Origin of the sequence: Natronomonas aquatica (genome assembly GCF_024449025.1) — an archaeon.
Taxonomy (GTDB): domain Archaea; phylum Halobacteriota; class Halobacteria; order Halobacteriales; family Haloarculaceae; genus Natronomonas; species Natronomonas aquatica.
This window is the reverse complement of record NZ_JAHLKM010000001.1, coordinates 156,197-172,288: the sequence shown is the minus strand read 5'-3', so window position 1 is coordinate 172,288 and position 16,092 is coordinate 156,197. Positions and strand designations below refer to the sequence as shown.

Genomic DNA, 16,092 nt, shown 5'->3' with positions numbered 1-16,092 from the left:
GCTTCCAGCGATCGGATCTCCGATCGAATCCCCGGGTTCCTACCGGTCGCTCCCAACCTACACCTCCGATTTCAGCTCGTCGGCGTACTGATCGGCCAGCCGTACCGGCCGCGGGAGTTTGTACTCGCCGCCGCAGGCCGAAAGACACGCCACGGCCGTCGCCGCCGACAGCCGGTGGCCGGGCGAGACGTAGAGGGGGTTGATCCGCTTCGATTCGGGGAACTGCCGGCTCTGGTAGGCGTGGCCGACGACCGTCCCCTCGGGTGCGCTCATCGAGTCGTCGGCCTCGATCGACACGGTCTCGCCGGCCGGGAGTTCGTCGGTCGGCCCCCGCGGTCGCCCACAGAGCAGGCTCTTTGCGACGCCGATGGAGGGGGTATCGAAACAGACGCCGGCGTGGGTGGCGATCCCTGCCTCCCGGTAGTGGATCCGACCGCTCCCGTCGAAGATCAAAAGGTCCGGTTCGACCTCGAGCGATTCGAGCGCCGCGATCACCGGCGGCCCCTCCCGGAACGCGAGCAGCCCGGGCACGTACGGCATCGGCTGGGACCGGACGGCGCTCGTCCGCTCTATCACCTCCCCGCCGCGGAGGACGACCGCCGCCGATACCGCCCGACCCCCCGGGAACGCCTGATCGACGCCGGCGACCGTCGATTCGCCGCTCCGGATCGACTCGGGGGTCACCTCGGTTGCGTCCTCGAAGGCTGCCGCGTCGGCGACCTCGAGTTGCATCGCCTCCATCGCGTCGCGGTCGTCGCTGTCTACCTCCCGGGGCCGGAACCGGTCTTCGACGACCTCCATCTACGGGAACCGTCCCGGGCCGCCGGGACCGCCGGGACCGCCGGGACCGCGACCGGGCCCGAGGTTCAGCTGTCTCGGGCCGCGCCCGATCCGGTCTTTGATCCGGTTGCCGTACCACAGCCCGACGAACAGCCCGACGAGGTGGGCGAAGTGGGCCACGCCGCCGAGGATCCCGCCGTTCGAGACGAACGCGAAGATCGAGAAGGCCGCAAACAGCACCGTCAACGTCCGGATCGACATCGGGATGAAGAAGAAAAGCAGCACCTTCAGCTCCGGCGAGGTCATCGCCAACACGCCCATGATCGCCATTATCGCGCCCGACGCGCCGAGGACGGCGACCGTCTCGCCGGTCACGAGCCCGACCCCAACCTGTCCGAGGCCGGCGAGGATCCCGCTCCCGAGAAACAGGATCGCGAACTTCCGCGAGCCGACCTGCCGCTCGACGAGCGGCCCGAAGAAATACAGCGCGATCGCATTAAAAAGCAGATGTGCCGAGCCGCCGTGGGAGAAAACCGAAATGATCCACGTCCAGACGTACTCCGGGTGAGCCGTACTGAGGGTGAATATGCCACGCCATGTGGCGATATCGACCCGAAACTGCATGATCGTCTGGACAAGGAAGACGACCACCATAACCGCGAGAAAGAGATACGAGAGGTTGTTCCGGAAGTACGCAAGCGGGCCGCCGGGTCCCGTGTCGAGCCCTACGCGACCGAGTAGGTTCCCGGCGCTCTTCGTTGCTCGGCTCCCACCGGATCCCGTGTCGATCGTGTCGTCGAACCCGCTGTCGAAGACCCCGTCGGGATCGTTCCAGTTTTCGAGGCCGGGACACTCGTGGTTCTCCGGTAGCCGGTGCTCGCTGCAGTACGTTCCGCCGCAATGCCGGCAGTTGTACGGCATGTTCTCGTCGCGACCACACACGTCGCACGTCGCCATTACCGATCCTACTCGCCCCGCGAGCAAAATCGTTGGGATCACGTCACTGTCCGAACGGCGACCGCGACGCCGGGTCAGAGGAACGGGAACTCGCCGTAGCGGAGATAGACCATCACCACGACGATCAGAAACTGGAACGTCCCCTGTACGCCGGCCAGTTTGGCGTTGCGCTGACCGATCCGCTGGATGAGCCCGGCGTCCGGCTCGGCCGCGTTCATCTCCCGGTAGACCCGGATCTCGCCCGGAAGGATCAGCCCGAACCCCTCGAGGTTGAGAACGGTCACGATGACCAAGGCGGCGAGGATCGCCGGGCCGGGGATTCTGAGCCCACCGACGGTCACGGCGACCCACGCGGCCGACCCGAGGAGACTCACCGCGAACGGTGCCACCCACCGCGGATCGCGCCAGGCGTCGAACTGCCAGCCGATCAAAAGCAGGGCACCCGGGAGGTTGACCAGCGTAAACAGCGCCAGCCACGCGTCCGGGCTCGGCAACAGCTCCGTTCGGATCGCGAGCGTGATCCCGGAGAAGATCGCGACGACTGCGATCGTCGGCAGGAGAAACGCCGACTTGGGGGTGAACCGCCGGAAGAACTCCGAGGCCGACTCCTCGTCGAGTCCGCCGATAACCGGCCCGACGACCAGCCCCATGAAAATATCGATGCCCGTCCACAGCACGCCGGCCATCACGTGGACGAACGTGTGTTGTGTGGTCGTCCCCGCTGTCTGTACGTAACCGAAGACGGCCAGCGGGAGGAAGACGACGGCGACGGCGAAGGCGGGGTTCGCCGCTCGTGCCATACCGCCGACCGTCCCGCGGACCGATGTCGCTGTCGTTGTCGATGTCGTTGTCGTGGACATCCCTGTTCGAATCACGCTTTCGTCTCCGTAATAAAATTCACGCTGGGGCAGGTGTCGGCCTCGGGCGATCCGAACCGGAATCTCAGCGACGCTTCCGGCGCGCCATCCGATGTGCCTTTCCGGATCGACCGCGTGCGTACTGGTATGAAATCCGTTTCGCCCGCCGACCCTGCCCAGCGGCTCCCGAGGATTTCGGTGAGCCACCCATGACGGGAAAAGACGAGTACTACAACCGGGCCAAACAGGAGGGCTACCGCTCGCGGGCCGCCTACAAGCTCAAACAGCTCGACGGGGAGGCGGAGCTGATAAACGGGGGCGATACGGTCGTCGATCTGGGGGCCGCCCCGGGCGGGTGGCTCCAGGTCGCGACGGAGCTGGCCGGCGAGGGCGGCACCGTCGTCGGCGTCGACCTCCAGCGGATCGATCCGGTCGACGGCGTCGAGACGATCCGCGGCGACATGACCGACAAGGAGACCCGGGAACGCATCACCGACCGGGTCGGCGAGGCCGACGTCGTCGTCTCCGATATGGCCCCGAACATGACCGGCGAGTACTCGCTGGATCACGCCCGGTCGGTGTATCTGGCCCGGACCGCCTTCGAGACGGCGCTCGAGCTCCTCGCGCCCGGCGGCGATTTCGTCGCCAAGGTCTTCGAGGGTCCCGATACGAACGACCTCCGGGCGGACATCGACGAGGAGTTCGAGTACGTCCGGACGATTCACCCGAACGCCTCACGGGATTCCTCCTCGGAACTGTATATGGTCGCCAAGGGGCGGCTCACTGCGCCCGTCCGGGAGGGCGATCGACTCGAGATCGAGATCGAGGACGTCGGCAGCGAGGGTGACGGGATCGGGAAAGTCGAGGGATACACGCTCTTCGTTGCCGACACTGAGCCGGGCGATACCGTCGAGATCGAGGTGACGGACGTCAAGCCGCGGTTCGGGTTCGCCGAACGGATCGAGTAGGCTCGACGGGTCAGTCCGACAGTCCCTCCGAAACCGCCACGACCCCGTTACCGCACTCGACGACGACCGTCTGTGGGGGACGATCGCCGACGTTACAGTTCGCCGTCACCTCGTCGGTCTCGACGGTACCGTCGGAACGGCCCTCCTGGACCGACCGGAAGGACGCCGAAACCCGCACCTCGTATCGGCCCGGTGGGACGATCTCCAGTTCGCTCTCGACGTCGTCCGGGCCGAGTTCGTAGGTCCCCTCGTGTTCGGGGGGTTCGCCCGGCCGCGACACCGAGACGGTCAACCGCCACCGCCGGTGTTCGTCGTAGTTCCGGAAGTGGAGTTGCTCACACCGGGTCCGCACCGTTCCGGTATCCAGCCTGGTCGCGTTCGATGCAGTGGTGTCGGCGTATTGCTGCTGCATATCCGTTACATGGAGTATCGAAGTAAAAAACGGCCCGTAGAGTTAAACAGGAGTTTCAGTAACGGGGCTCTTTTATGTCCCGAAATCGCGTTCGTGTCCCGTCTCGGTATTCTCATGAGGGTGTCGTCGCGGCGTAGGTCCGCATCGCCGTTCGTTCGGCCCGCCGGAGGTGCTCGGCGGCGGTGCCCGGCGCACACCCGATCGCCTCGGCGACGTCGGCCACGCTTCCCTCCCGGGGCTCCTCGTAGTAGCCACACTCGACGGCTGCCGTGACAGCTTCGGCCTGCCGTGCGGTCAGATCGCGCCGGTTTTCGATCCGTCGGGCATCGTAGCCGCCGATATCACGGAGATCGACCGCGATCTCCGCCGGGATCGCCTCGATCGCCGTCTGCAGCGTCGTCGTGGGGCCGACGAGCGTCACCGTTATCTCGCCGTTCGGGCGATAGACGACCGGCAGGACGATCACGAGCCCGGCCCGCCGGAACGCGCCCGTGATTCCCCGATCGTGTTCGTCGAGTTCCTCGCGGACGTACACCGAGAACGTCCCGTCAGACTGCGTCGAAAGCGCGTACTCTTGCACCGACGGCACCCCACACAGCCGTTCTCCGTAGGGATCCGGCGGCCATCCATCGACGTGAAACAGCGCCGTGTGGATCCCGTCGCCGAGCGTCGATCCGAGCAGCCGTGCGGCCCCGTAGCCGTCGGTCTCCGCGAGGAACCGGTGCATCGGGTGTCGGTCCGACCGCTCCTGTGTGAGCGATAGCGTCGCGTACTTCATACGCCGGGATGCGCCGAGATACACTTAAAATATCCTCACTGATGAGGCAAAGCGATCAACTTCGGTCCCGAGAAAACCCCGTCACGATCGAACGATGCGACAGCAGAGCCGTCACCGGTCGGAGCCGCGATCTTCCGAAGCGTTCGACGCACTGCTCGGCGACGCCGCCTTCGGAACGGGGACCCACAGTAACGCGCCCGCGGTGGTCGTTCGGGCTGATCGGGTCGTCGACGCCCTCACGACGCTGTGCGAGGAAGCCGGCCTCGATCACTGCTCGTGTGTGACCGCCCAGCAGTACCCGGACCGCTACGAGACGATCTATCACCTGACGAGCTACGACGACCGGACCCGCGAACTCTCGGTCGTCGTGCCGACCCCGCCGGATTCGCCCGCGAGCGAGTCCGGGTCCTCCGTCTACCCGACGGCGGAGTGGCACGAGCGTGAGGCGTACGATCTGGTGGGGCTCGCCTACGAGGACCACCCGGATCTACGGCGGATCCTGTTGCCCGAGACCTGGCAGGGCCATCCCCTCTCCCGCGAGTACAACCCCGAAAAACCGCAGGTCGTCCCCTTCCGCGAACATCAAAACCCCCTCGCGGAGGACGAGCGAACGGACGCCGACACCATGCTCGTCAACGTCGGGCCGCACCATCCGGCGACCCACGGTGTCCTCCATCTCCAGGTCACGCTGGACGGCGAGCAGGTGGCGGACGTCGAACCCGACATCGGCTACATCCACCGGTGTGAAGAGCAGATGTGTCAACAGGGGACCTATCGACACCAGATCATGCCCTACCCCGACCGCTGGGACTGGGGCGGCGGCGGACTGTTGAACGAGTGGGCCTACGCGCGGGCGGCCGAGGACCTGGCCGACATCGACGTCCCCGAGTACGCACAGGTCATCCGGACGATGTCAGCCGAGTTGAGCCGGATCCTCTCGCATTTTCTCGCTGTCGGCACCTACGCGCTCGACGTGGTCGGGGAGTTCACTGCCGTCTTCCAGTATGCGATCCGTGATCGGGAACTCGTTCAGGACATCTTAGAGGAGTTGACGGGACAGCGACTGATGTTCAACTACTTCCGACTCGGTGGCGTCGCCTGGGACCTCCCCGTGCCCCGCGAGGAATTCTTCGAGATGGTCCGGGCGTTCCTCGACGGGCTTCCCGGGAAACTCGCCGAGTATCACGACCTCCTCACCTCGAACGAAATCCTCCAGCGGCGGACGGCCGGTGTCGGGGAACTGCCGCCCGAAACCGCCAAAGACTACGGCTGTACCGGTCCGGTCGCTCGCGGGTCGGGGATCGACTTCGATCTGCGGCGGGACGATCCCTACGGCTACTACGAACGACTCGACTGGGACGTCGTCACCGAGGACGGCTGTGACAACTACGCCCGGCTGCTCGTCCGGCTCCGAGAACTCGAGGAGTCGGCGAAGGTCGTCGAACAGTGCGTGAATTTACTGGAGGACTGGCCGGACGAGGACCGGGAGATCCAATCGAACGTTCCCCGGACGCTGAAACCCGACGCCGACGCCGAGACGTATCGTGCCGTCGAGGCCGCCAAGGGCGAACTCGGTATCTACCTGCGCTCTGACGGCACCGACACACCCGCGCGGTTCAAGATCCGCGGCCCTTCGTTTTCGAACCTGCAGGCGCTGTCGACGATGGCCGAAGGCGAGTACGTGCCCGACCTGATCGCCACGATCGGCAGTCTCGATACGATCATGGGCGAGGTCGACCGGTGAGGGGGCGATCCGTTCCCGCCTCCGCCCGCGACTTGCGGTGTCACGGACACGCACGTCACTTCAGTCGTGCTTTCTCGGCCTCCGATCCGGCTCGAGCGATCCAGACGAACGCGGCGACCGCTGCCCCGAGAGCCACACTGAGGACGGCGACCCGATCGAACGACAGCACGGCCCTCGTCGAGGCGATCGAATACCTGACGAACCAGAGGAAAAAGAGCACGTAACTGATCGCGGCTATCCCCGTCAGAGCGCTCCGAACGCCCCGCCCCGGCCGGGATCCGAGCATGTAATACACCCCGATCGCGCCGCCGATCCCGGCGAGGAGCGCGATCGGAAGCACGTAGAACACCGACGGGAAGTCGCTGCCGAACACCTCGAACCCGAGGACGCCGGCGACGAGGAAGACTGTCCCGCCGACACCGAACGAAACGAGGCGTCTGGGAAACATCGGTACTGATCTCCCGTCCCCCAGACGCAAAACCGTTCGGGCGTTCAACCGAGACAGCAGCCGTCAAACGCCGGATCCACTACTCGCCCGAGCGCTCTCCGGGCGTCCACTCGGCGTCGAGTTCCCGGTGGGAGAAGGGGAAGGCGTCCTCGCCCGAGTAACTGGCGACGAGGTGGCCCTCGCCCTCGAGGTAGTACTTGTAGGTCGTCAGTCCCTCCAGGCCGACGGGGCCGCGGGCGTGGATCTTGCCGGTCGAGATCCCGACCTCCGCACCGAGCCCGTAGCGGTAACCGTCCGCGAACCGCGTCGAGGCGTTGTGGAAGACCGAGGCGGCGTCGATCCCGGTCATGAACGTCTCGGCGGCGTCGGTATCCTCGGTGACGATCGATTCGGTGTGCTTCGAGCCGTTCTCGTTTACGTGTTCGACCGCCCCGTAGACGTCTCCGACGACCTTGATCGAGAGTTCCAGATCGCCGTACTCGGTCCGCCAGTCCCCGTCGGTCGCCGCGCCCACGTCGACGATCTCCCGGGTCGTCTCGTCGCCTCTGAGTTCGACGCCCGCTTTCTCGTAGCGCTCGACGAGACCGGGCAGGAAGTCGGCGGCGACCGCCTCGTCGACGAGGAGCGTCTCGACGGCGTTACAGACCGCCGGGTACTGGACCTTCGCGTCGAAGGCGATGTCTTCGGCCATCTCCAGATCCGCCTCGCTGTCGACGTAGACGTGACAGACGCCCTCGGTGTGGCCCAACACGGGGATCTGGGTGTTGTCCTGGATGTAGGAGACGAAATCCGAGGAGCCTCTCGGCATCACGAGATCGACCTTGTCGTCGAGTTCGAGCAACCGGTCGACCTCCTCGTGGGCCTCGATCAACTGCGCCCACCCGGCCGGCAGGTCGGCGGTCGCCTCCCGGATGATCTCATAGAGGATCCGGTTGGACTCGCTGGCCTCGCTGCCGCCCTTGAGGATGACGGCGTTGCCGGATTTCAGCGCGAGGGCGGCGATCTGGACCAGGGCGTCCGGGCGGGACTCGAACACCGTCGCGATTACGCCGATCGGGACGGCGACCCGGTACAGTTCCAGGTCCGCGTCGAGTTCCCGCGCCTCCAGCGTCGCCCCGAGGGGATCGTCCTGTTCGGCGACTGACTCGACCATCCCGGCGATATCCTCGAGTTTCGCCTCGTCGAGCTTCAGCCGGTCGACGAGCGCCTGGGTGTACTCGCCGCGTTCGAGCATCCCTTCGGCCGCCTCGACGTCCTCGGCGTTGGCCGCGAGGATCTCGTCTTCGCGTTCGCGGATCGCGTCGGCGATCGAGTTCAGCGCCGCGTTGCGCTCGCTTTCGTCGACGTTCGCGAGTTTCAGCGCCGCACGCTGTGCCTCCGTGACCTGCCTGTCGGTCTCGTGATCGTAGTCGTGATCGTGATCGTGTTCACTCATCGGTCTCCCCGTCCGTCGGGACGAATAGCGTCCCCGTCGGTTTAGCCCCGGCGATCCGCGCCAGGACGTCGCGTTCGGCCGATCCGGCGATGATCGCCGGGACCCCGTGTTCGCTGACGTCGCGGGCGCTCTCGACCTTCGTTCGGATGCCGCCGAAGCTCGCGGCCGGGCTCCCGTTGACGATCCGTTGGACCGCGTCGTAGTTCGCCCCGACGGCTTCAATCAGTTCGGCGTCCGGGTCCTCCTTGGGGTTGCCCGTGTACACGCCATCGACATCGGTCAGCGTCACCAAGAGATCGGCCTCGATCCCGATCGCGACCGACGCCGAGAGCATGTCGTTGTCGCCGATCTGTAGCTCCTCGGTCGCCACGGCGTCGTTCTCGTTGATGACCGGGATGACGCCCCACTCCAGAAGCGTCTCGACGGTGTTTTTGAAGTTCTGGAACCGCTCGGGCGTCTCGAAGTCCTTGCCGGTCAACAGGATCTGGGCGACCGTCTGGTCGTAGCGATCGAAGCTCTGGGTGTAGTGTCGCATCAGCAGGCTCTGGCCGACCGTCGACAGCGCCTGGTTCTCCGCGACCATCTCGGTCTCCTGATCGACCCGACCGCGCCCGGCGCCGACTGCGCCCGAGGAGATCAAGATCACGTCCTTGCCCCGGTCGCGCAGGTCCATGATGTCGGCGACCAGTTTGTCGAGTTTCACGCGGTCGAGCTGTGAGTCATCGTCGGTCAGCGAGTTCGTCCCCGCCTTGACGACGACCAGCTCGGCCGCAGCCGCCCGGTTCCGGACGCGATCGACCGTTTCGGCGTCCACCGGCTCGATCGCAGCTGTCTCACTCATCGTCGAAGGCCTCGGCCAGTTCCTGGGAGCGTTCCTCGGCCGCAGCGACGGCGTCGATCACCGCCTCGTCGGCGTCGCTGTCCCACAGCACCTCCATCCCCTCGATCGTCGTCCCGTTCGGCGAACAGACCGCGTCGATGAGTTCGTCGACGCTTCGGTCGTCCCGGAGGACGGTCTCGGCGGCCCCCTTGAACGTCTGGGCGGCGAGCGTTTCGGCCTGGTCGGGCTCGAGGCCGCCGTCGACGCCGGCCTGCTTCATCGCGTCGATCAGATAGAAGACGAAGGCGGGACCGCTCCCGTTGACCGCCGTCGTGATGTCCATCAGTCCTTCGTCGATCTCGACGAACTCGCCGAGGTCATCGAGCAATCCCCGGACCTCGTCGGTGAGGTTCTCATCGGCCGCCGCGGCCGCCATGTTCCCTGTCTCGGCGGCGAGGTTCGGCATGATCCGGACGACGGAGGCGTCGGTGCGATCCGCGACGAACGCCCGGGAGACGCCCGCCGCGAGGGTGACGAGCGTCTGATCGGCGGAGAGATCGAGGTCCTCCAGCACCGCCTCGGCAATATCCGGCTTCACCGCGAGCACGACGATGTCGGCGTCCTTCGCCGCGTCGATGTCGTCGGTCGTCTCCGACGCGTCCGCCTCGACACCCGCGAGTGCCTCGGGATCGAGGTCGATCGCCGTCAGGTGGTGCGATCCGGTCCGGGCCAGCCCCTTCAGGAAGGCCCCGCCCATGTTCCCGCAACCGATAACGCTCACTCGTGTCATCTTGGCCGTACCGAGTGGACCGAACGCTATACCAACTGCGGTTTCCGTCGTCGGAACGCGAGGGGCGGGATTAACGACGATCGGCGAACACTACGACAGCCGCACCCCGGCGGACACCGACGCCCGGCCTATCGGGAGTCCCGTCCGTGACATCGACGACGCCGGGATCGACTGCTGTCTCCCGGCGAAACTCTCACAGACCGGCCTCGATACCGGTCGCGGGGCGTTCGAGGGAGGATAACCGACGAAGCACAACGGTTTCGGTCCCGCCGTCCGTTCTCCCGATCACATGGATCCCGCCATCGGCTCGCTCATCGTGGGCGAAGTGTTACCGCGAGTGCTGACCATCGCGGTCGCGATCGCCGGCGGGGTCGCCTTCGCGAACGTCCTCGTTTCCTTCGGTGCGATCCAGTACATCGCGGCGCTGTCGAAGCCGCTGACCGGCCCCGCGAACCTCCCCGAGGAGGTCGGCAGCGCGATCCTGACGACCGCCGCCTCCACGACGGCGGGTTACGGGATGCTCGCGGAGTACCGCGACTCGGGGCTGCTCGACGACCGGGCGACGCTCGTGGCGGTCACGATCAACACCTTCTTCGGGTTCGTCCAGCACATCTTCACCTTCTATGCACCGGTGTTGATCCCGATCCTCGGGCTGAGGGTCGGCCTCCTGTACGTCGGGACGCGGGCCGGAATCTCGCTTGCGATCACGGCCACCGGCGTCGTCGCCGGGGCGTTCCTGCTCTCCGAGCGGAACGTAAACCCCGACGCGATGGCCGACGTCGAGGGACGGCCCCGTGCCGACGGCGGCGACGACCGGACCACTTCCGAGAAACTGCGCGAGGCCGGCCGCGGCGGCCTCGAGAAGACCCGGGAGATCCTGCCGCGGCTGGTCGTCGTCTACACGCTCGTCGTACTGATAACGGCGACGTACGATCTGGAAGCGGTGACCGGCGGCGCGGCCGATCCACTCGCTTCGGTGACGGGGCTGCCGAGCGCCGCCGTCCCCGTCATCGTCATCTACGCGTTCGACACCACCAGCGGCGCGGTGACGATCGCCCCGCTCGTTCAGGACGGCACCTTCACCGCCAGGGCCGCAGTCGCGACGATGCTCATCGGCGGGATCGTCTCCTTTACCGTCTCGACGTTCAAACGTTCGATCCCGTTCCAGTACGGCATCTGGGGGGCCGAGTTCGGCACGAAGGTGATCGTCGTCAACACGTCGCTGAAGGTGCTCTGGATCTCGATCGCACTGGCGGGGCTTTTGGCGCTGTAGCCGCGGCGACGACCGACGGTCCGGTTTCGTCCGCCGGGAACTACTCGGAGCGGTCGGCGACGTAGACGAGCCGGAGATCGTTGACGTTCGTTCCGGGACGGGTGTACACGTCGTCTCCGATTTCGGCGAGCGCGGTCGTGGTGTCGTGAGCACGGAGCGCCGCATCGATATCGACGCCGGCGTCGGCCGCCCGTCTCGCGGTGTCCCCGTCGACGATCCCGCCGGCGCGTTCCGTCGGACCGTCGGTGCCGTCGGTGTCGACCGCGACGACGGTAACCGCGAGCCCATCGATCCGATCGGCACACGCGAGCGCGAACTCCTGGTTCGGGCCGCCGGTCCCGGCGTCGTCGGGAACCGTCACGGTCGTTTCGCCGCCGGAGACGAGTACGCAGGGCGGCTCGAACGGCCGGCCCGCTTCGGCGATTTCCGCCGCGATACTCGAGATCGTCCGCCCGACGGTTCGGCTCTCGCCCTCGATCGATGTCGAGAGGATCGCGGCCTCAAGCCCCCTCGACCGCGCGCTCTCTTTGGCCGCGTCGCAGGCGTCGGCACCGTCCGCGAGGACGGCTACCGCCGCCGGCTCGTGAAACGACGCCGGCGTCCCGCGTCGGTCGCCATCGCGGAGGTGTTCCCGAACGGCCCTCGGCGCTTCGTTCCAGCAGCCGTGGCGTTTCAGCGCCGCGATCGCGTCCGACGGCGTCGTCCGATCGGGGACGGTCGGTCCCCACGGCTCGCCCGCGACCTCGTCGATCACGACGAGGGTAACGACCGTCGCCGGCCGGAGCCGCTCGGTCAGCCGTCCGCCCTTGATCCGGCTCACGTGTTTCCGAACGGCGTTGATGTCCTCGATCGGGGCGCCCGCCCGCAGGAGCGTTTCGGTGACAGTCGCCTGTTCGGCTACCGTCACCCCCGGTGGCGGAGTCGAGAGCAACGCCGACGCCCCGCCGGTAACGACGACGAGGACGAGGTCGTCGGTCCCGGCCGTATCGGCCATCGAGAGGACGGCTTCGCCCGCCCGCTCGCTTTCCGTCGAGGGGATCGGATGGTCGGCTTCGAGCACGTCGACGCCGGCGATCTCGCTCGTCTGGTCTCGTTTGTCGACGGCGATCCCGTCCGTCAGCCGATCCTCGAGGGATTCGGACAGCGGCCGGGCGAACGCCGTCGCACCCTTGCCGGCCGCGAGGAGATACCGGCTCTCGAATCCATCGAGATCGTAATCCGTGCCGTCGATCGAGAGGTCGTCCCCCTCCAGGCTTACGGTGTCATCTATCAGCCGTGCCGGGCGAAGCGCCTCGAGTGTGTCTTCGAGGATATCGAGCACCACGCGCCGGCCGGCCCGGTCGCCGTGGCCGAGCAGCCGGGCGCTGTTTTGGACGAACCGGTCCCGGTCGCCGGAACTCATCGTGGCCACGCCGCGTACCCGCCGTCACACTCCGCTTCGATTTCGAGCAGGCGGTTGTACTGTTCGGTCCGCTCGCTCCGGGTCGTCCCTGTTTTGATCTGGGCCGCGCGGAGTCCGACCGCGACTTCCGCGAGCCAGGTGTCGGCCGTCTGGCCGGATCGCTCGGAGACCTGGATCGCGTACCCGTTTTCCCGTGCGGTTTCGACCGCCTCGATCGCTTCGCTCACCGTCCCGACCTGATTTATTTTGCACAACAGCGCGTCGCCGGCACCGATGTCGATCCCCTTCCGCAGCCGCTCGTCGTTCGTCACGAAGAGGTCGTCGCCGACGATCTGGGCATCGAGTCGATCGGAAAGCGTCGCGAACCCCTCGAAATCGTCCTCCTCGAGGGGGTCTTCGATCGAGACCAGCGGATACGTCTCCTCGAGTTCGGCGTAGAACTCGAGTAATTCGCCGCGCGTGTAGGTCCCGTCGGCGAGCCGGTACGTCCCGTCGTCGGGATCGTGGAAATGCGTCGCGGCCGCATCGATCCCCAACTCGAAGACGTCCTCGTAGCCGCACGCCCGAACCGCGTCGAGAATGCTGTCGAAGGCGTCGCGGGGATCGGTCATCGTCGCGGGCGTGTATCCCCCCTCGTCGCCGACGCTCAGTGCGCTTTCGCCGTGGCTTTCGGCGAGTTCGTCGCCGAGTTCGTAGTAGACCTCCGCGCACATCCGTATCGCATCCCCGAAGCTGTCGGCCCCGGTCGGGACGATCTGGTGTTCCTGGAACGGAAGGCCGCTGGCTCCGAGTTCGCCCCCCTCGATCAGATCGACGAGCGGGATCGGGATCGTCGTCGCGGCTGGCCCGCCGAGATACCGGTACAGCGGGAGGTCGTGGGATTTCGCTCCCGCCTTCAGCGCCGCGAGCGACACGCCGGTCAAGCTGTTTCCGCCCAGGTTCGATCCGTCGGGGGTGCCGTCGAGTTCCCGAAGCAGCGCGTCGATCCCGGCCTGATCGGTCACGCTGTGGCCGACGAGTGCCGGTTCGATCCGCTCTTCGACGTTTCTGACCGCGGTTTTGACCCCCTTTCCCCGGTAGCGATCCCCGCCGTCCCGCAGATCGACGGCTTCGTGAACGCCGCGGGAACGACCGCGCGGGACGTCCGCCTGTCCGGCCGTCCCGTCCTCGGTTCGAACCGTCACGCGGAGTGTCGGTTCCAGCCGGTTGTCGAGTATCTCCCGTGCCTCGACGGCGTCGATCTCGCGGGTCACGTCAGACGGCCTCCCCTGTGTTCGGACGACTCATACCACATATCGACGCGGCGGGGGAAATAAACCTACACCTCTCGATGCCCCCGCGTTTCGATCCCGTCTGGATCGAACTCTCGGAGGGCATTGAACTGGTGACGGTGACAGCGTCGGATCGCCGTGCAGTCTCCCGACCGGGACCTGGTTCCGGACCGATTCCGTTCGTGATAGACTTCCGTAACGGTTCGACCGTCTCTCCTGCGACCCGGCGCGACGCTTTTCACCGGGCGGTCGCTACGACTGCCGTGAGACTGCTCGCGACGACGAACGGCGGGCTGGAGGCGATCGCGGCCGAGGAACTGGCCGAGCTTGTCGGCGCCGACGCCTCGGTCCACCACCGCGGGGTCGTCGAGTTCGAGGGTAACCGGGAGGACGTGTACGCGCTCCACTACCGGGCCCGGAGCCTCCATCGGGTCATGGCGGTGTTAGCCGACGGTTCGATCGACGGCCTCGAGGACGTATACCGGCTGACCGCCGGGGCGGCTATCGCCGAACGGCTGCCGGAGGCCGATTTCGGCGTCGTCGGGACCCGACACGGAACCCACGAGCTCACCAGCATGGACGTCGCCGACCGGGTCGGACAGGCGGTCATCGACACGTATCGGGAGGCGACCGGGACGCGGCTCCCGGTCGATCTCGACGATCCGACCGTCCGGCTGGAGGCGTACCTCTACGACGACCGTTTTACCCTCGCGGTCGATCTGACCGGCGATTCGCTGCACAAACGGCCCTACCGGATCTGTGAGCACGACGCGCCGCTCCGGAGCACGATCGCGTACGCAATGTTACAGATCGCCGGGTACGACGCCGGCGACCGGCTCGTCGATCCGATGGCCGGGTCGGCGACGATCCCGATCGAGGCCGCACTGGCCGGGGCCGACCGCATCCCACGGCCCGATCTCGATCCGATGTTCGAGGCGTTGCCGGACTACGACGGCGAGCGGTTTCGGGCACTCCGGGACGAACACGTCCCCGAGCCGGCGTCTCTCGATATCGAGGCCCGGGACCGCCGCGAGAAGTGGCGGCGGTGTGCACGCGAGAACTGTGAGGCCGCCGGTCTCTCGGAGGCGATCGATGTCGTCGCCGCCGATGCCCGTGAAGCGTCGATCGACGCCGACTGCGTCGTCACCAACCTCCCGTTCGGGATCCGCGTCAGCGAGGACCTTCGGGCCCTCTATACCGCGTTCTGCGAGCGGCTCCCGGCGGGGAGCGTCGACCGGTTCGTCGCGCTCACGACCGCCCCGGAACTGCTGTCTTTCGAACCGACCGACCGCTATGAGATCCCGTACGGTCGACTCGAGGCCACGATCGTCGTCTACGAGCCGTGAGCGATGGGACTGGTCCGCCGGCGGCGTGGCGTCTCGACCCCCGCTCTCGACCCGACATCGGTATCCTTATTAACAATCATGTAATATAGCGAACCGCATGCGAGACACCGCTTGCGACCGTGGGTTACTGCTCGCGCTCGGCGTACGTGTACGCTGACTTATTTTCCGAACGTACGGCCGACGACTACTCCCGAACCCCAACCGAAATGAGCACGAACCCCAAGACGACGACCGAATCGCAGCCGACAATCAGCCCCACGACGGAGATCGAAGCCCGCGGCGATCCGGACCCGTGGGCGGCCCCCGACGAGACGCCCCGGATGCCGTCTGCCCGCACCCAGCGACAGTTCGAGCCGACGTGTCGCAAGCGGCTCAGGAACCTCACCGACAGGGAGAACGCCTACTGCGAGTAGCGGTCGGTGTTCGTTCCGCCGAGAGTCCGATTCGCTTTCCGGTGATGCGGGAGACGCCCGAAGAGCCGGCCGCTGAACCCCGCGACCGGAACCCCCCGCTGTCGTCACTGGCTGATTAATCGCCTGATCAACCATAGTGAGACGTTATCCAGTGTCACATTCAACCTCGGGAATAATGATGGTTCTACAGGCTATAGGCGTCGGTGGCCCCCGGTTCTTCACGATGGGACTTTTCGTCCTCGTCATCGCAGCGGCGATGGCCTATTGGGTGTATACCGACGCGGAGAAACGCGGCAAGGACAACGCCCTGCTGTGGGGGCTGGGTGTCGGCATACTGACGCTCCTGACGCTGCTCGGCGGGATAGTCGCCCTCATCGTCTACGTCTGGAAGCGCTAGG

The 16,092-nt window shown here is 66.5% G+C and carries 18 protein-coding genes; 7 read left to right on the top strand and 11 right to left on the bottom strand.

Annotation, left to right across the window (positions count from 1 at the left end):
• Positions 1-57: 57 nt before the first annotated feature.
• The 3 genes from KM295_RS00990 to KM295_RS00980 form a co-directional block, all read right to left on the bottom strand.
• Positions 58-801, bottom strand: coding sequence for an endonuclease V (locus tag KM295_RS00990; protein WP_256027996.1), 744 nt, complete (start codon positions 799-801; stop codon positions 58-60).
• Positions 802-1,737 carry a rhomboid family intramembrane serine protease gene (locus tag KM295_RS00985; RefSeq protein WP_256027995.1) on the bottom strand — a complete coding sequence of 312 codons (936 nt, stop codon included), beginning with the start codon at positions 1,735-1,737 and terminating at the stop codon, positions 802-804. It abuts the gene before it with no gap.
• A gap of 74 nt (positions 1,738-1,811) precedes the next feature.
• On the bottom strand, positions 1,812-2,537 hold the full coding sequence (locus KM295_RS00980) for a hypothetical protein (protein ID WP_256027994.1): 726 nt from the start codon (positions 2,535-2,537) through the stop codon (positions 1,812-1,814).
• Positions 2,538-2,803: 266 nt separating this feature from the next.
• Between KM295_RS00980 and KM295_RS00975 the strand changes: the two genes are divergently transcribed.
• Positions 2,804-3,562, top strand: a complete 759-nt coding sequence (locus KM295_RS00975) for a 23S rRNA (uridine(2552)-2'-O)-methyltransferase (RefSeq protein ID WP_256027993.1) — start codon at positions 2,804-2,806, stop codon at positions 3,560-3,562.
• Positions 3,563-3,572: 10 nt separating this feature from the next.
• Here KM295_RS00975 and KM295_RS00970 read toward each other — a convergent pair whose 3' ends face one another.
• Together KM295_RS00970 and KM295_RS00965 are read right to left on the bottom strand one after the other, a co-directional pair.
• The gene (locus KM295_RS00970; RefSeq protein WP_256027992.1) at positions 3,573-3,974 is read right to left on the bottom strand and encodes an Ig-like domain-containing protein; all 402 of its coding nucleotides are present in this window, start codon (positions 3,972-3,974) and stop codon (positions 3,573-3,575) included.
• A gap of 112 nt (positions 3,975-4,086) precedes the next feature.
• On the bottom strand, positions 4,087-4,752 hold the full coding sequence (locus tag KM295_RS00965) for a helix-turn-helix domain-containing protein (RefSeq protein WP_256027991.1): 666 nt from the start codon (positions 4,750-4,752) through the stop codon (positions 4,087-4,089).
• Positions 4,753-4,846: 94 nt separating this feature from the next.
• Between KM295_RS00965 and KM295_RS00960 the strand changes: the two genes are divergently transcribed.
• Positions 4,847-6,496, top strand: coding sequence for an NADH-quinone oxidoreductase subunit D (locus KM295_RS00960; RefSeq protein WP_256027990.1), 1,650 nt, complete (start codon positions 4,847-4,849; stop codon positions 6,494-6,496).
• Positions 6,497-6,551: 55 nt separating this feature from the next.
• Here the strand turns inward: KM295_RS00960 and KM295_RS00955 are convergent, their stop codons facing one another.
• The 4 genes from KM295_RS00955 to proC all read right to left on the bottom strand — a co-directional run bounded on the left by KM295_RS00955 (position 6,552) and on the right by proC (position 9,956).
• Positions 6,552-6,944 carry a DUF8147 domain-containing protein gene (locus tag KM295_RS00955; protein WP_256027989.1) on the bottom strand — a complete coding sequence of 131 codons (393 nt, stop codon included), beginning with the start codon at positions 6,942-6,944 and terminating at the stop codon, positions 6,552-6,554.
• A gap of 79 nt (positions 6,945-7,023) precedes the next feature.
• Entirely contained in the window at positions 7,024-8,379 is a 1,356-nt protein-coding gene (locus KM295_RS00950) for a glutamate-5-semialdehyde dehydrogenase (RefSeq protein ID WP_256027988.1), read from the bottom strand.
• Positions 8,372-9,220 (bottom strand): glutamate 5-kinase, encoded by an 849-nt coding sequence (gene proB / locus KM295_RS00945; protein ID WP_256027987.1) that lies wholly within the window; start codon positions 9,218-9,220, stop codon positions 8,372-8,374. The genes KM295_RS00950 and proB overlap by 8 nt, the downstream gene beginning before the upstream one ends.
• Positions 9,213-9,956, bottom strand: coding sequence for a pyrroline-5-carboxylate reductase (proC, locus tag KM295_RS00940; RefSeq protein WP_256027986.1), 744 nt, complete (start codon positions 9,954-9,956; stop codon positions 9,213-9,215). The genes proB and proC overlap by 8 nt, the downstream gene beginning before the upstream one ends.
• Between proC and KM295_RS00935 the strand changes: the two genes are divergently transcribed.
• Entirely contained in the window at positions 9,955-10,230 is a 276-nt protein-coding gene (locus tag KM295_RS00935; RefSeq protein ID WP_256027985.1) for a hypothetical protein, read from the top strand. The genes proC and KM295_RS00935 overlap by 2 nt on opposite strands.
• 48 nt (positions 10,231-10,278) lie before the next feature.
• Positions 10,279-11,262 (top strand): nucleoside recognition protein, encoded by a 984-nt coding sequence (locus tag KM295_RS00930; RefSeq protein ID WP_256027984.1) that lies wholly within the window; start codon positions 10,279-10,281, stop codon positions 11,260-11,262.
• 40 nt (positions 11,263-11,302) lie between these two features.
• Here the strand turns inward: KM295_RS00930 and KM295_RS00925 are convergent, their stop codons facing one another.
• The gene (locus KM295_RS00925) at positions 11,303-12,664 is read right to left on the bottom strand and encodes a glycerate kinase type-2 family protein (protein ID WP_256027983.1); all 1,362 of its coding nucleotides are present in this window, start codon (positions 12,662-12,664) and stop codon (positions 11,303-11,305) included.
• On the bottom strand, positions 12,661-13,917 hold the full coding sequence (gene eno, locus KM295_RS00920; protein ID WP_256027982.1) for a phosphopyruvate hydratase: 1,257 nt from the start codon (positions 13,915-13,917) through the stop codon (positions 12,661-12,663). The genes KM295_RS00925 and eno overlap by 4 nt, the downstream gene beginning before the upstream one ends.
• A 281-nt stretch (positions 13,918-14,198) precedes the next feature.
• On the opposite strand from eno, the gene KM295_RS00915 reads away from it, so the two are divergent.
• From KM295_RS00915 to KM295_RS00905, 3 genes are all read left to right on the top strand, one after another.
• Complete coding sequence (locus KM295_RS00915) at positions 14,199-15,281, top strand: THUMP domain-containing class I SAM-dependent RNA methyltransferase (protein WP_256027981.1); 1,083 nt, start codon at positions 14,199-14,201, stop codon at positions 15,279-15,281.
• Positions 15,282-15,487: 206 nt separating this feature from the next.
• A complete protein-coding gene (locus KM295_RS00910; protein WP_256027980.1) occupies positions 15,488-15,694 on the top strand; it encodes a hypothetical protein in 207 nt (68 codons plus the stop codon).
• 223 nt (positions 15,695-15,917) lie between these two features.
• Positions 15,918-16,091 (top strand): hypothetical protein, encoded by a 174-nt coding sequence (locus tag KM295_RS00905; protein WP_256027979.1) that lies wholly within the window; start codon positions 15,918-15,920, stop codon positions 16,089-16,091.
• The last annotated feature ends 1 nt before the right edge of the window (position 16,092 follow it).

What these genes read in the sequence shown, in the direction of transcription:
- KM295_RS00935 (WP_256027985.1), top strand. Translation starts at nt 9,955, where the DNA reads ATGTTCCCGCAACCGATAACGCTCACTCGTGTCATCTTGGCCGTACCG.
- KM295_RS00975 (WP_256027993.1), top strand. Translation starts at nt 2,804, where the DNA reads ATGACGGGAAAAGACGAGTACTACAACCGGGCCAAACAGGAGGGCTAC.
- KM295_RS00980 (WP_256027994.1), bottom strand. Translation starts at nt 2,537, where the DNA reads ATGGCACGAGCGGCGAACCCCGCCTTCGCCGTCGCCGTCGTCTTCCTC.
- proB (WP_256027987.1), bottom strand. Translation starts at nt 9,220, where the DNA reads ATGAGTGAGACAGCTGCGATCGAGCCGGTGGACGCCGAAACGGTCGAT.
- KM295_RS00905 (WP_256027979.1), top strand. Translation starts at nt 15,918, where the DNA reads ATGGGACTTTTCGTCCTCGTCATCGCAGCGGCGATGGCCTATTGGGTG.
- KM295_RS00960 (WP_256027990.1), top strand. Translation starts at nt 4,847, where the DNA reads ATGCGACAGCAGAGCCGTCACCGGTCGGAGCCGCGATCTTCCGAAGCG.
- KM295_RS00950 (WP_256027988.1), bottom strand. Translation starts at nt 8,379, where the DNA reads ATGAGTGAACACGATCACGATCACGACTACGATCACGAGACCGACAGG.
- KM295_RS00985 (WP_256027995.1), bottom strand. Translation starts at nt 1,737, where the DNA reads ATGGCGACGTGCGACGTGTGTGGTCGCGACGAGAACATGCCGTACAAC.
- KM295_RS00930 (WP_256027984.1), top strand. Translation starts at nt 10,279, where the DNA reads ATGGATCCCGCCATCGGCTCGCTCATCGTGGGCGAAGTGTTACCGCGA.
- KM295_RS00925 (WP_256027983.1), bottom strand. Translation starts at nt 12,664, where the DNA reads ATGAGTTCCGGCGACCGGGACCGGTTCGTCCAAAACAGCGCCCGGCTG.
- KM295_RS00955 (WP_256027989.1), bottom strand. Translation starts at nt 6,944, where the DNA reads ATGTTTCCCAGACGCCTCGTTTCGTTCGGTGTCGGCGGGACAGTCTTC.
- KM295_RS00910 (WP_256027980.1), top strand. Translation starts at nt 15,488, where the DNA reads ATGAGCACGAACCCCAAGACGACGACCGAATCGCAGCCGACAATCAGC.
- KM295_RS00970 (WP_256027992.1), bottom strand. Translation starts at nt 3,974, where the DNA reads ATGCAGCAGCAATACGCCGACACCACTGCATCGAACGCGACCAGGCTG.
- proC (WP_256027986.1), bottom strand. Translation starts at nt 9,956, where the DNA reads ATGGGCGGGGCCTTCCTGAAGGGGCTGGCCCGGACCGGATCGCACCAC.
- KM295_RS00990 (WP_256027996.1), bottom strand. Translation starts at nt 801, where the DNA reads ATGGAGGTCGTCGAAGACCGGTTCCGGCCCCGGGAGGTAGACAGCGAC.
- KM295_RS00965 (WP_256027991.1), bottom strand. Translation starts at nt 4,752, where the DNA reads ATGAAGTACGCGACGCTATCGCTCACACAGGAGCGGTCGGACCGACAC.